This is a genomic window from Promicromonospora sp. NPDC110617, from assembly GCF_055598465.1.
The window spans coordinates 884,675-896,879 of sequence record NZ_JBVKBM010000002.1 but is presented as its reverse complement, the minus strand read 5'-3'; the positions used below and the strand labels follow the sequence as shown (position 1 = coordinate 896,879).

The window sequence follows — 12,205 nt, the reverse complement described above, 5'->3', positions numbered from 1 at the left end:
CAGTTACCTCGTCTCTTCGTCCCCGCGTCTGCGGAGAGTCCTTGTGGCGATCTCGCCGGAGAGCCTGCCCGTCACGGATCTGGCCCGGTCGAAGGCGCCGTTGCCGAGGCGCCTGGCGGCGTCCACGCCCTCGGCCCCTGTTTCGAGAGCCTTGTCCTTCACCTCGGTGACAGCGTCCAACCATCGGCTCGCTTCCAGAGCCTGTCGATCGTCCTCGATCCCGAGGCGTCCCTGGAAGTCGACGACGGCGGTCACCACCTGGTTGCTGGAGTGGACCACAGCCCTCGACGAGGTCGGGTGCAGGAGAACCTTCGTGTTCGCCGTGCCAGCCGCGCTGTCGATGCGGGTCAGGAGGTGTGCAGTGCTGCGCGAGATGAGTACCAGGCGCCTTCCGCGGGCCACTTTCAGCGCGACACGATGACGGTCCAGCTCCTCCGGCGACGTGTCCAGCACACGGTCGAGCTCGAGCACCGCGAGCGCGTCGTGCAGCTGGAAGCAGCGGGCGAGAACAGCGAGCCACTCCGTGACCGTGGACTCGGCGCCCTTTGACGCAGCGGCGAGATCGCCGATGGAGGCCTTGCGCTCCAGCTTCTCCGCGAGCGCGTCGAGCCGGCGCAACGCATAGGCCTGTGTCTGTGCGATCGACATCGACGTCGCCTGGACCTTCGACCAGGTCACCTCTGAAACCCGTCCTACGTGCTCGCGGATCGTCATGGCCTCTTCGATCACGAGGTCCGCCCCGATCATCTCGGCCAGCACAGCGTCCTTCTGGGCACGCAGGACGTCGTCGACCTTGGCATCGATCGTGGCGAGATAGTCAGTGATCTCGTCCATGACCTGCTGCATCGCGAGATGCGCCATGATCCCGGCGGCGCCTGCCAGCACCGCCGGGTTGGTCAGCAGACCCTTCGTCGAGAACTCGACGAACCCCTTGATCTGACCGCTAGGCCCCTTCAGCACGCCAGTACTCAGGCCAGTCTTCGAGCTCGTCCGAAGTCCCCACTTGTCGACGAGCTGAGCCGACTCCTTGGACAGCTTCACCCAGCGGCCGGAGTTGGCTGCCAGTTCGGAACCCGCCTGCGTGATGCCGGCCGCGGCGCTGAGGCCCGGCCCGAGCCGGTTCAGTCCGAGATCCTTCGACGGCAGACCCTCGGCGCTGAGGAAACGTTCGACGGCGTCAGGGTGCCCGATGACAGCCAGGCCGTCGCCGTCACTGATGAGCTGGATCTCCTGGTTCACCGGAGGCTCCCTGATCGCTTGCCGCGAGCCTGCGTTCGCGTCTCGGCCACGGTGAACTCGAAGACCGCCAGGGCAAGCTGGGCCTGCTCCTGGTCCTTCAGCTTCCTCGCGCTCATCGGGATGCTGTCCACCACCAGGGCCAACGGGTTGGCTGCCAGGTGATAGCACAGGTCGGTACCGAAGAGGACGTCGAACAGATAGGCGCCGTCGTGAGGCTCGGGCTCGTCACTCTGCACCACGCCCACGCCGACCACCTTCGCCACGGGATTGTCCGGGTGTATGGACTCACGCACCCAGATCAGGTCACCGTCGGCCGTGTCGAGCTTCCTGGGCAGGTGCCATGTGCGGGCGCGCTTCTTACCTGCCATCACCGTCGTCGGCGAAACGTCGTATCCCCAGGAGTCTCGGTTCGTCGGATTCACCGGATAGAGCCAGTGCGTCATTGCATCCTCCGTCTGACGCGGGCTGGGCTCTCCTACGCTCTCGCCCTCTGCGACAGCCCATGAGCCACTGCCCAACCTTCGTCGAGATTCTGCTGTCGTGTCTGCTCGCGGGCGGTTGTTCACCCGGGCGAACTACCGGGCCTGCTCCTGCAGGTCAGAGGGTTGCACTGCTGCCGTGCGGGTGGGGGCCCCGGGCGCATGCGGCCTTTGCTCGGCTCACCCTCGGTCGTGACACCGGCTGTACGCATCGCGTGACACTAGTCGTTGCGTTGACGCTCAAACCTGGTGGCGTTGGGATCGCTTTCGCGACCGTCGACGTCTGCTCTCGTCTCAGAGGTGTGTTCACCTGACAACCGTCCGGAAGCCCACGCCCAGTCGATCCGTTCCTGCTCCAGGCGCACCCGTGCCCCGTACCGGTCGATGACGAGGTCGGCGTAGAGCGCCGCCTCGGCGTCGGTCAGGCGCGTGAGGGCTGCGGACGTCGGACGCTCCTCCCGCCCCCAGCGGTCCTCGTGGGCCAGGAGGGTGTCCTGGTCCATCAGCACCGAGCGCGCCTGCGGGAGCCATGCGCGGAGGCGGTCGAGGATCGCGAACCCGTGGGTGTCGAGGTCGCCCCAGTAGGTCACGTCGGTGTCCCGGAGCCAGGGGAGCGAGGCAGGCTGGTCGACGTCGAACCCCTTGCCCCACAGGACCAGCCCGCCCGCGGGGACCGGCACGCTCAGGTAGGTGATCTCGTTCTCCACGATCAGCGCCTGCGTGATGGCACGGGGAGCGAGTTGCCGGGCCTCGTCCAGGCGCAGCGTCACGTCCGTCACGACGTCGGGCAGACCGAGCAGGCCGGGTGCGCAGCGCAGCCGAACCATCGTGGGCTTGGCGGACAGGCCGAGGTCGGCGGTGAAGCCGAGTGCGCGCGAGCTGACACCGAGCAGTTCCGCGAGGACGGCCCGGTGCCGCTCGACCAACTTGGTGTCCACGCCCGGTGCGTCGACCTGGCGCAGGTACTTGCCGGAGCCGCGGTTGTCCCGTAGCCACCTGTAGGCGGCGGTGATCGCCGGCCATTCGGCTTCCAGTGCCAGGGCCCGCAGGGGCTTGTCCAGCACCCAGGTGCGGACGGCGGCGTCAGGCAGGACGGCGTCGGCGGTCGTGAGCACGCGGCCGAACGCCGCGACGTCGTCGAGGACGCCGAGCAGGCGCCAGGCCTGGTCGAACGACGTGACCACCGCGCGTCCTGGAACCTCGGTGCGGCCGAGGTCCCGGCCGCCGACGCTGGTGCTGACCAGGTCGTACGCCCGGCCGCCACGTGAGCCGGCGTCCAAGGTCGCCAGCCAGTCGCGCGCCTCGTCGAAGCGCTCGCCGAGGTCGGCGGCTGACGGGCCGTGGACCGGGACGTCGAGCACCGGGAAAGGGTCGCCTGCTGCGAGGGCGCGCAGCAGGGCGCCGTCGTCCCACCGGCGGCGCACCTTCGCCGCGATGTCCGACGGCGCCGTCCAGCGCTTGGCCGGCCGTACCGCCCGGCCGCTCACGCGCCTCCCTGCCCGGCGTGCTCGCGCCGCCGCTCGTGGTACTCCTCGATGGTGAGGGTGTGCACGCGGGAGGAGGCGCCTGTCGGGTTGTCGACGAAGCCGATCGAGTGCACGTACGGCTCGATCACGTGCACCTTCTGTAGCGGGGTCACGATCAGGAGCTGGAGGCCGAGCTTGGCGAACAGCCCGAGCGCGTACCGGGTCGAGGCGTCCGAGCCACGGCCGAACGCCTCGTCGATCACGGCGAAGCGGAAGTCGCGCGAGGCCTCGGCGCCCCACTCCAGGCCGAACTGGTAGGCGAGCGACGCGGCCAGGATCGTGTAGGCGAGCTTCTCCTTCTGACCGCCGGACTTGCCGTCGGAGTCGGTGTAGTGCTCGTGCTCGGCGCCCGTCTCCCGGTCCTGTTCGGAGGCGGCGAATGTGAACCAGTTGCGCACGTCCGTGACCCGGCGCGTCCATGCCTTGTCGCTCTCGGCGTGGTTCTCCCGGCCGCGGAACCGTTCGATGATGCGGCGCACCTCCTCGAACCGCTGCTCCGTGTACGCGTCGTCCGGGCTGAGTACGTTGGTAGTCGCGGCGCGCAGGTCGAACCGGAACTGCTTGATCTCCTGGTTGGGTGTGGGCTCCGCGACCAGGCGCACGATCCGGCCAGGGCTGTAGTCGATCGCCGAGAGCGCCTCGTTGATCCTGTCCACCCGGTCGCCGATCTGCTCCGCCTGCCGGCGGAGCCAGGAGAAGAACTGGGTCAGCTCGCGGACGGCGTTGGTGTTGAGCTGGTGCTTGAACTCGGCTTCGAACCGCGGCAGGTCGTCACGGCGCACCCGGTCCCGCAGGCTCCGGTACTCGCCGATCGCCGCGACGTTGGCGTCCATCTCGGTGGTCGCCTCGGGCCAGCGGCGTCGGACCTCGGCCATCTGCTGCTGGATGTTGGTCACGAAGCCGTTCATCTGGCGCTGTGCGTCGTCGACGGCCGCGTTGATAGCGCGCGGGAGCGTCGCGGCGGTCGCGTCGCACTCGTCGATCGTGGCCGGCACCTTGCGACCCATCCGCTCCTCGAGCAACGGGTAGCAGTCGCGGGCACCCGCGAGAGCGGCCTCGTCGAGCGCGTCGATGGTGGAGCGTTCCCGGTCAAGGCGGCGCTGCGCGGCCGTGACGTCGCTCTTGAGGCCGCCGATCGTCTCGCCGATGCTGCCGATTCGCTGGGTCAGCTTGTCTTCGCGCTCGGCGAGCTCGCTGAGCTGTCGGTCGATCTCCGTCAGCCGGGACGATCCGGCTACGAGTCGGTCGCGCTCGCCGGTCAGAGCCGCCAGGGCCTCGCGCGCCTCATCCACGTCGATCTCGCGCCAGGTCGTGTACTGGGCCAGGCCGGCGAGCGCGGCGGCGCTGTCGTCGAGGGCGTTGCGCCGCGTGTCCAGTGCAGTGAGCTGGGCGTTGATCCCGGTCAGCTCTCCCTGGAGCGTGCGGGCCTCGGCGTTGAGCGCCTTGATCTTCTGCTCGCTGCCGCGGCCGAGCACCCAGGTGCGGGGGTCGTCCGCACGGGTGCGGTCGTCCTTCTCGTGCCGGTCGCGATCCCTGACCAGACCCTCGCGCGTGACGGCACGGTCCTCCCGGCGCAGCTGGCCGACGTCGTCGACGCACCGGTGGTCGGCCCGGTGCGCCAGCTCGGCCGTGAGGTAGCCGGCGAAGCCGCCGTCCTCGACCTCCAGGACGTCGTACAGGCGCAGTCCCGGCCCGCGGTCCACCGGCCGGGAGGGGACCCGGCGTTCGGGGACGCGCAGGTAGACCAGCCGGGCGCCGAGGTGGTTGGCGTTGACCCAGCCGGTCACGTCCTCGTACAGGCGCTGGGGCACCAGGAGGTTCTGTGCGAAACCGCGCAGGACCCGTTCCGCGGCGCCGCGCCACTGCGCGTGCTGGTCGCGCACGTCGACGAGCTCGCCCGCGAACGGCACGTCGGCCTCGTCGAGGCCCAGCTCGGTGCACAGCCGTTCGCGCAGCTCGACCAGGCGGCCGGGAAGGTTGTTGCGCCGGCTCTCCAGCCCGGAGATCTCCTGGAGCAGCGCAGCGCCCGTCCGGTTGATCTCGGAGTGGCGCTCCAGCAGGGGCCGCCTGTCGGCGTCGATCCGGTCACGCTCGTCCTTGAGTCCTTCGCGGCGGGCCGCGACGTCGGCCACGCGGCCCGCGAAGTCCGCCGCCGTCGTGACGTCGTCGAGGCTCGCCTGGTCGAGCAGGAGCGCGTAGGCCTGACGACGGCCGGTGCGGTCCTGGAGCGTCCCCTCGGCCTTCGGGATTGCTTCCTCCAGCTCGCCGAGGCGGTCACCGCCCGCGCTCTGCCGCTCGCCCACGAGGCGGTCACGCTGCGGGGCGAGCGACCGCCGCTCACGTTCCAGGTCCCGCTGCTCGCCCTCGAGGGCGACTAGCGCGGTGCGGTCCCGGCCGAGCGTGGCCTCCAGGATCGTCGCGGCTCGTTCGGCAAGGTAGGGGGCTACGGCGTCCCGCTGGCGGACGTGGGACCTGTGCCGTTCGACGGTCTCCTCGTAGCGGTCGCAGGACTCGATCAGCGGTTCGAGGGCCGCGAGCTGGTCGGTCGCGCGGCGGACGGCCTCGTGCGCCTTGGTGAGGTTCTCGAAGTGGTCGACGATGCCGCTGACGCGGCTCGCGGCATCGGCGGGCTCCAGCATGTGGCCGCGGACGAACTCGTTGAGGTTGCCCACCGACTTCATCGAGACCGTCTGGTGGAACAGCTCCATCGCCTGCTCCGAACGAATCCCGAGCAGCCGGCGCACCCGCCGCGAGTAGTCGGGGAACGTCGTGTCGACGTGTGCGCCCGCGGCGCGCAGGCGGGACCTGAGGGCCTTCAGGTCGGCGCCGAAACCGCTGAAGTCGGGGTCGACGGAGAGGTCTGCCTGCGCGGTGACGAAAAACCGGTCGGGCTGGCCGGTGCGGTCCCGCTGGTGGAAGACCTGGGCGATCGTCACGGTCTCGTCGAACCCGGTGTTGCCGAAGACCCCCAGGATCACCGAGTACGACGTGTGGTCGCGCAGCCCGACCGGCCGGGACGCACCGGTGGTCTCGTTGCGCTCCGACTTGTAGTGGCCCAGCACGTACGAGCGCAGCGTGCGCTCCTTGCTGTCGGCCCCCGCCGCCTTGTTGTACGCGATGCGGTTGGCGGGCAGCAGCAGGGTCGTCACGGCGTCGACCAGGGTCGACTTGCCGCTGCCGATGTCGCCGGTGAGCAGGGACGTCTGCCCCGCCGGCGAGAGCGACCACACGTGCTTGTGGAAGGTGCCCCAGTTGTAGACCTCGATGCGCTGCAGGCGGAAGCCGGTGTGCTTGTTCGCCGACTCGACCTCCACCGCCGAGAACAGTGCGTCAGTCATCGGACGCCCCTCCCGTCTGAGCGTTCGCGTACTCGGTGAGCTTCGCGTCGAAGTCGCCCATGGTCGATGCGTCGACATACGCCTTCAGGACGCGGCGCACCTCCCACAGGTCCGTCTGGCCCCGCAGCTCGCGGAGGAAGCCCAGGTCCCTGACCTGGCCGATCGTGCGCACCGCCTGGTCGAGCACACGCGCCTCGTTGGTCGACTCCGCCAGGAAGACCCGCAGCATCTCGACGATCTGGTCGCGGCTCAGCACCAGGCGTCCCTCGCCGCCGGTCGCCTCGAACTCGGCGAGGCGCTTGCGCAGCAGCACGAGCAGCAGGCTCACGTTGTAGGTCAGGGCACGCCGGTTGACCAGGCGGGGGAGCGGCTCCTCGCCGTCCTCTGCCTCCCGGGCGCGCAGGTAGGCGTAACCCTCGACATCATCGATCACCACATCGACGCCGATCGCCGCGAAGTGGTCCCGCACGGGCCCCGCGTGACGGCCCAGCGCCACCCACCGGGTCTCGTCCGACTCGCGGTACACGACGCCGCGCATCAGGCCGATCACGGCCGTGCCGATCGCCTGTTCCTCCGGGGTCCTCATCGGCGGGTCACCGTCACCTTCGGCATCGTGACCCGGCGCGGGACGCCATCCGGGTCGGTGTACTCGAGGACCATCTGCTCGGTGTCGTCCACGTCGACCGCGACCTGCCCCTGGTCGCCCAGCGACAGGTAGCCCACGATCTCGGCGACGCCCTGCTCGACCGGGTACATCAGCACCACGTCGCTGAGGACGGCGGTGCTGTGTGGCGGCACTACGGCGAGGATGTTGTCGACCAGGCGCGCGGTGTCCACGAACCGCTGCTCCAGCAGGGCGCCGATCTCGACGGGATCGGGCTCCTCGGGAGCGATCAGGCTGTCCACCGCCGACGCCGGGACCGTGTCGTACAGGGGCCGTTCGAACGGGAGGGCGACGGCGACCCCGGGCTGGTCGACCTCGAGGCCGACCCCTGAGGCGTCCGGCGGCGGCGATGAGCGGACGGCGATCGCGGTCGCCTCGATGGAGCGGACGAGGTCGAGGACGCGCCGGTTCTCCAGCCAGACGCGGTCCTCGAGGAACCTGCGCAGCTGCTCGGAAAGGTTGCGAACCGTCTGCTGGGTGCGCTCGGCGGCGTCGGACCAGTCGTGGTGCACGGTGCGCAGCCGCTGGTCGGCGCCGATCCTCGGAATCGCCTGCACCTGGGCGAGGAGGCCGGCCAGCTCGTCCTGGCGGTCCTCGCTAAGCAGGAAGTCGTAGAACGCCTGGAAGCTGCGCCCCTGGTCGGAGGAGGCGATGTCGGTGCGGCCGCCGACCAGCTCGGCGAGCAACCCGCCCTTGCCGCCGTCCCAGCTCGCGATCTTCTCGCGCGCAGACCGATCTAAGGCCCGGAAGTTCTCCTCCACCTCACGGAAGTCTGACAGCAGCTCGCGAGCGGTCGAAGAGAACTGCTGGTACCGGTCGCGGACCGCGGTCTCGTCCATGACCGCCACATCGCCCGTCTTGACCTGTGCGATCTCCTCGTCGATCTCCGCCCGGCGCCGCTGCAGCTCGGCTAGTCGGACGTCCGGGTCCTCCTCCGTGCCGTGGACGATCTGCCGCAACAGCTCCACGAGGGTGTGCAGGCGTGACTCGGTGCCCACGAAGGACCGCGCCTGCAAGCCCTCGACCCACCGGTAGGCGCGCTCGAGCGCGGGCGTCGCGTCGTAGTGGATCTCCTCCGAGTCCGCCGGGTAGTAGCGCCGCAGCCATCCAGACTCGGTCCCGGACCAGTCGTCGAGGTAGGACTGTGGCTCGGACGGGTAGAGGTCGGGATCGGTGCGGTGTAGGTCGAGCAGGACATCGTCGAGGGCCGCCGTCAGGTGGCCGGCCGGGGTCGGGCCGTGGTTGGCGTCGATGAAGTGCGCGCCGAGGAAAGACAGAATGAGAGGGGCGTTGCGGGCGCGCAGCAGGCGCCACGCGGGGTGGCGCTCCCGAAGCTGATCGACGAGGTCAAGATCCATCGGGAGACAGCGTAGGCGGCGCCACCGACAGTGGTATTACGCGAGCATGTGAACGTGCGAATGGATCCTGCACGGCCGCCAAGGAAGCCCCTGATGGAGCCGAGACTCGTGGGATCGCGCCGGGCCACGGCACTCGCGGTCATCCGTTTTCATCTGGAACTGGGTTCGGGACGTCGAAAAGGGTCTGGTCGCTGCCGGTGTTGGACGACGGCCGGTTCATATTCCGTGCGGCCATCGCTCGCCGAGCAAACGCGTTGGTCTCCGCGAGAACCTCGCGGAATGTGGCCCAGTCCGCCTCGGTGGCATTCGCGGCGATGACCGTGGGGTCGTACCGGGCGGACCAGCCCTTGAGGCCAGGCCAGATCGATGCCCACTGGCGGAGGCTGGCCGGGGCGGAGTGCAGCCTGCTGGCGGGATGGGTACTCTCGCGCTCCTCGACCGTGCCCACGTCGTTGCCTGAGGCGTGAGGGCGATTCGCGTTCTTCCCGACCGTGGCCAGGAGCTCCTGAACGTCGTCGGAGGTCACGGGCTCGATGGTCTGCTGGTCGGGATCGGTGGCGGCGAGAGCTGCCCGTACGGCCTCGTACTCGGGGTATACCGGGTGCCCGTCCTGGATCCGAGCCAGGGCCTCAGTGGCGAGGCTCCGGATGTGGTCGGGCCGGGTGGTGTCGCGGGTGAGGTCGACGAGCATGCTGAGGCGTTCGAGCGTGTTCTGCGACTTGCTGCCGGTGACGATCAGCGCTGCCTGTTCCCGGACCTTGCCCCGTCCGGACCGGTCCTGCGCGGCCTCCGTTCTACCCTCAGTCTGTCCCGGTGAGGTCCGGTGGACTCCACCGCTCGCATCGACCGTGCCCGTCTTCTTGTTCTCGTTCCTCCGTGCCCCGCCGAACCGCGTCTCGGCCTGTCGGCGTTCAGCGTCTTCGCGGAGTAGTTCCTTGATCTCGCGGTAGAGCGCCTCCTTCTCCAGAGGGGTGTAGTCCTTGCGTTGGGTGTTCTCGTCGCGCTCGGCCAGCAGAGCTGTGACCGGGTCGGAGATCCCGGAGCGCACCCAGACCTTGATCGACTCCCAGCCCAGGCGCTTGACGGCCTCCAGACGTCGCCATCCGCACACCAGCACCCGGTCCGGCGTGACGGTGATGGGCTGCAGCAGCCCGAGCTGGTCGATCGACGCGGCGAGCGAATCAAGGTCGCCGGCGTCCTTGCGATGGCGAGCCCCGACGATGATCGAGTCAACTGTCACGGTGAGCGCCCCGGCGTGGGCGTCGGCTTCGTCAGGCATCGCGCACCGCCCGTGTCATGCCCGATCGATCTGTCGCGGGCACGATGGCCTCGCGTCCTGACAGCCAGGAATGGGCGACCTGGCTGACGAGCTTCTGATCCGCCAGCAGAGTGGCGATCGGTTCGCCGGACAGGACACGGCGAAGGAGACCGGAGACCTGCCCGAGGCCATCATCGGGTCCCAGGACGATGCGGCACAGGGCGGTCCACGAGCGGTGCGGGATGTCCAGCAGGGTCAGTGGCGTCAGGTCACGCCGCAGGTACTCGAAAGCGGTGGCTGGGTTGCCGGCCTCGACCAGGCGGGAGCAGATGTAGTCCAGGCCGTTCGTGGCGACGGCGCGGGGCCAGCCGAGCGCGACGAGCAGCTCGACGATGTTCGCCACGGCCACCCGAACCTCCCCGGGAGCGACGCCATTGACTGGACTCGGGTCGGCGGAAGTGTCGTCCGACGACCGGCGCCGAGCATCAGTGATCGCGTCGAGGTGGTCCGTCCAGGAGCGGTCGTCGTCATCGCGCTCGCCGAATCGGACCACGTCATGGTGCCCGCCGGACATCAGGCGCCGGGCCTTGCCGGTGGAGCACAGCAGGGCGTCTGCGCGCTCGTTCGCCTGCACGGTCAGTTCCACCGCTCTGGTCACCACCGCCCACGGATCCACGGCACGCGCGGTAGCAGCGGCACGCAGCACCTCGAACGCGGCCACCGCGGCGTCGTGCGGAGTCTGCCGGTACCGGCGGGCCAGCGCACCGAACCGGTGTGCGCAGTGCTCAAGTAGGGCCTCTGCCTCCGGATCGGTGGCCCAGACGTCGGGGCCTGCGTCATGCAGTCGAAGCAAGAGTTGGCGCAGGCCTTCTGGTGAAGCGAATCTGCGTGGCTCTGCCGACTGGCCGAGCGGGGCGGGCGGCGTCATGCGATCAGTGGCGTCCATGTCCTGCACCGTGACATGCACCTGTACCCGTCGAGGTACCACGCGACGTCCCCCTGGGTGCGCATTCTGCAGTCCAGGCGGTTGGGGGACATGGCGTTCACGCAGGTCGATGTGTGGGTCGTCCATGTCCCCCAACTCGTGCAGATTGGCCGCGGTGTCTGGTGGTCGCGAGTCGCACGAAATGCGTGGGTCACCGTGCAACGCGGGGTCTGGCGAGGGAGCGTTTGGCTTCGTGTTCATGGGCGCGATCATGCAGATCATGCGCGCACTTTCCGCACACCCAAGGAGCGCACACCTGTGGTGTGCGGGGCGTACGCCCTGGTCAGGGGCGCGCACCAATTGGTCGTCGTGAGGCCTGCTTCGCGGCACAGTCGCTCGAGATTGGCATCTGGTCTGCTGCATTTCCCGGGCGGTGCCCGTCCGCGCGCATCGTCCGCCTCCTATCGTCTGCGACGGCGGACGCACAACGGTGCCCGCCGCTGTTCGCAGGCCGCTATCGTGCGTGCGTGACTCCTGCCCACCCGCTGCTGTTCCTCGACGTCGACGGGACCCTCTTGCCGTTCGGCGGGCCCGGGATGCTCCCTCAGCCTCGCGATGGCAAGCCCGAGGACCCCGACACGCCGCGGCCGGAGTTCGACTTCATCGATCCGGCCCTTGGTCCGCTCCTGCTGGGTCTGGGTTGCGACCTGGTGTGGGCGACGGCCTGGATGAATGACGCGAACGAAGTGATCGCGCCGCGGGTCGGGCTACCAGAGCTGTCGGTCGCAGACCTGCCGGCCTACGGCGATGGCGACCCGAACGGTCTGGGGTGGAAGACGCGCGCCCTGGTACGAGTTGCGGAGGGCCGACCGTTCGTGTGGGTCGACGACGTCATCACGGAGACGGACCGCTCGTTCGTCGAGCGGGAGCATCCTGGGCCTGCGCTGCTGTTCCAGGTCGAATCGTCTGTCGGGCTGACTTCCGACGGCGTCAACGAGATCGCGACATGGCTGCGAGGTCTGGAATAGCGACGGGTCGCGCTACGCTGCCGGCCGGTGGTGGTACCTGATCTGGACACGGTACCGACCCGCGCCACGTACACCCGCAGACCTCGGAGTTGCCGAGGCGATCGCAGTCTGCACCACACTGGATGGGTGAAGGCGTACTCCCACTTGCTCGTGACCAGGGATCGAGAGAGCGATGCCGTCGACTGCTGCGGGCAGGCGTCATGACGATTGTCGGCATCACAGGGCATGCCCACCTCACGGACACCACTACAGCGCTGATCCGCGAGGGTATTCGCGCTGAACTCGCCAAGTTCTCTAGCGCGAGCTTGGTCGGGGTCACCTGCTTAGCCCGAGGCTCAGATCAGGTATTCGCCGATGTCGTACTCGACCTAGGAGGCGCCATCGAAGTAG

Annotated in this window: 9 protein-coding genes; 1 reads left to right on the top strand and 8 read right to left on the bottom strand. The window is 69.1% G+C overall.

The window, feature by feature from the left end:
- Positions 1 to 3: 3 nt before the first annotated feature.
- The 8 genes from ACZ7LE_RS14625 to ACZ7LE_RS14590 form a co-directional block, all read right to left on the bottom strand.
- Positions 4 to 1,239 (bottom strand): hypothetical protein, encoded by a 1,236-nt coding sequence (locus ACZ7LE_RS14625; protein WP_470403981.1) that lies wholly within the window; start codon positions 1,237 to 1,239, stop codon positions 4 to 6.
- The gene (locus ACZ7LE_RS14620; protein WP_470403980.1) at positions 1,236 to 1,682 is read right to left on the bottom strand and encodes a hypothetical protein; all 447 of its coding nucleotides are present in this window, start codon (positions 1,680 to 1,682) and stop codon (positions 1,236 to 1,238) included. The genes ACZ7LE_RS14625 and ACZ7LE_RS14620 overlap by 4 nt, the downstream gene beginning before the upstream one ends.
- Positions 1,683 to 1,939: 257 nt before the next feature.
- Positions 1,940 to 3,205, bottom strand: a complete 1,266-nt coding sequence (locus tag ACZ7LE_RS14615; RefSeq protein ID WP_470403979.1) for a Wadjet anti-phage system protein JetD domain-containing protein — start codon at positions 3,203 to 3,205, stop codon at positions 1,940 to 1,942.
- Positions 3,202 to 6,582 carry an ATP-binding protein gene (locus ACZ7LE_RS14610; protein ID WP_470403978.1) on the bottom strand — a complete coding sequence of 1,127 codons (3,381 nt, stop codon included), beginning with the start codon at positions 6,580 to 6,582 and terminating at the stop codon, positions 3,202 to 3,204. Before ACZ7LE_RS14610 ends, ACZ7LE_RS14615 begins: the two co-directional genes overlap by 4 nt.
- Positions 6,575 to 7,168 carry a DUF4194 domain-containing protein gene (locus ACZ7LE_RS14605; protein WP_470403977.1) on the bottom strand — a complete coding sequence of 198 codons (594 nt, stop codon included), beginning with the start codon at positions 7,166 to 7,168 and terminating at the stop codon, positions 6,575 to 6,577. Before ACZ7LE_RS14605 ends, ACZ7LE_RS14610 begins: the two co-directional genes overlap by 8 nt.
- Complete coding sequence (locus ACZ7LE_RS14600; protein ID WP_470403976.1) at positions 7,165 to 8,604, bottom strand: DUF3375 domain-containing protein; 1,440 nt, start codon at positions 8,602 to 8,604, stop codon at positions 7,165 to 7,167. The genes ACZ7LE_RS14605 and ACZ7LE_RS14600 overlap by 4 nt, the downstream gene beginning before the upstream one ends.
- 139 nt (positions 8,605 to 8,743) lie before the next feature.
- A complete protein-coding gene (locus ACZ7LE_RS14595; RefSeq protein ID WP_470403975.1) occupies positions 8,744 to 9,883 on the bottom strand; it encodes a ParB N-terminal domain-containing protein in 1,140 nt (379 codons plus the stop codon).
- Complete coding sequence (locus tag ACZ7LE_RS14590) at positions 9,876 to 10,808, bottom strand: hypothetical protein (protein WP_470403974.1); 933 nt, start codon at positions 10,806 to 10,808, stop codon at positions 9,876 to 9,878. The genes ACZ7LE_RS14595 and ACZ7LE_RS14590 overlap by 8 nt, the downstream gene beginning before the upstream one ends.
- 506 nt (positions 10,809 to 11,314) lie before the next feature.
- Here ACZ7LE_RS14590 and ACZ7LE_RS14585 point away from each other — a divergent pair.
- On the top strand, positions 11,315 to 11,815 hold the full coding sequence (locus tag ACZ7LE_RS14585; protein ID WP_470403973.1) for an HAD domain-containing protein: 501 nt from the start codon (positions 11,315 to 11,317) through the stop codon (positions 11,813 to 11,815).
- Positions 11,816 to 12,205 lie beyond the last annotated feature (390 nt).